Source organism: Rhodopirellula maiorica SM1, assembly GCF_000346295.1.
Taxonomy (GTDB): domain Bacteria; phylum Planctomycetota; class Planctomycetia; order Pirellulales; family Pirellulaceae; genus Novipirellula; species Novipirellula maiorica.
In genome coordinates this window covers 1-1,290 of sequence record NZ_ANOG01000005.1, presented here as the reverse complement: position 1 = coordinate 1,290, position 1,290 = coordinate 1, and the positions used below count along the sequence as shown (strand labels likewise).

The window sequence follows — 1,290 nt, the reverse complement described above, 5'->3', positions numbered from 1 at the left end:
GCGGTGCCGCAGCTTCCATCCTACCAGTTTGCCGGTATGTTTTGTGCTTCTTGATTTCGAATTTGCTCCCCTATCGACGTAACGCAACTTGATGACCATGCAGCTGATCGTGACCCATCCCGGCGGCGCCCACAAAGACGATTTCCTTGCCTGCAGTCTGCTGGCGCATTTGCACGGGGTGCCAATCCAACGTCGCGAGCCTACGGATGAAGATTTATCCAATCCATCCATCTGTGTCGTCGACGTGGGGGGATCGCACGATCCCGAGCGAAACAACTTTGACCATCACCAGTTTCCTCGCGATGCTCCGCCGCTCTGTGCCTTGTCACTTGTGCTGAAAAGTCTGGAACTCTACGAAGATGCGTTGTCGTTCTGTGCTTGGCTGCGTCCAGCGGAATGGCTTGACACCTTGGGACCAAATGAAACCGCCGAGTTGATGAAGATTCCGCGTACGGCGTTGAGCGAGTTGAATTCTCCGCTCGATACGACGTTGTTGAATCGGTTTGCAAAGGCATCCGAGCTCCATTCTGAAGATCCGATCTACCAAGTTATGTGCATGGTGGGTGAGGATATAGTCAACTACTTGCGGTCATTGCGTGAACGGTTGGACTATCTCGCACAGCATGCTCAGTACTGGACGATCGAAGCGGATGGTGAACCGATTCGAGCGTTGTTCTTGGAAAAAAGTGACGCCATCGCAGAGGATCCATCGTTTGGTGTCTACGCGTTCATCGAGAGCGAAGGGAAGGAAAACGAAATTCATGCGTTGGTCTATCCCGATCGACGTGGCGACGGGTACGGATTGACGCGATACAACGACAATCAGCGTTTGGATTTTTCGCAGATCGAATCCCACGACGATGTGCGTTTTGCCCACAAGCGTGGCTTTGTTGCAAAAGTTGCGACAACGGATCCAACGCAGTTGAAGCAGTTGTTGAAAAACGCCATTGTCAAAACCAATCGCTGATACGGGTTCGTCTTTCGCCGGACCGGCCAACGACCTGTCCGGCTATAAGTTCGTCATTCGACTTTCGCTACAAAACATTTGGGATCAACTGTTTCACCGTAGTGGACGAGGTTACGAGTCCCGTCATGCCACTAAGTCACGCGGAGACTTTCGATCCACCGCCAGTGTCCCTCAGAAAACTCTCGTTGTCGCTCGTGTTGGCTTAGCGGTTTGTTGATTTAAACCGAATTTAAAACGCATCGGTGAACCGTCAGGCACCGGTTGTCGCGTTATGCCCGGCCGCTGACGAGAACGTCCGGCTTAGGCTGATTCTAACAACTCGC

General features: G+C 52.5%; 1 protein-coding gene. It reads left to right on the top strand.

The window, feature by feature from the left end:
• Positions 1–91: 91 nt before the first annotated feature.
• Positions 92–967 carry an MYG1 family protein gene (locus RMSM_RS00195; protein ID WP_040763277.1) on the top strand — a complete coding sequence of 292 codons (876 nt, stop codon included), beginning with the start codon at positions 92–94 and terminating at the stop codon, positions 965–967.
• Positions 968–1,290 lie beyond the last annotated feature (323 nt).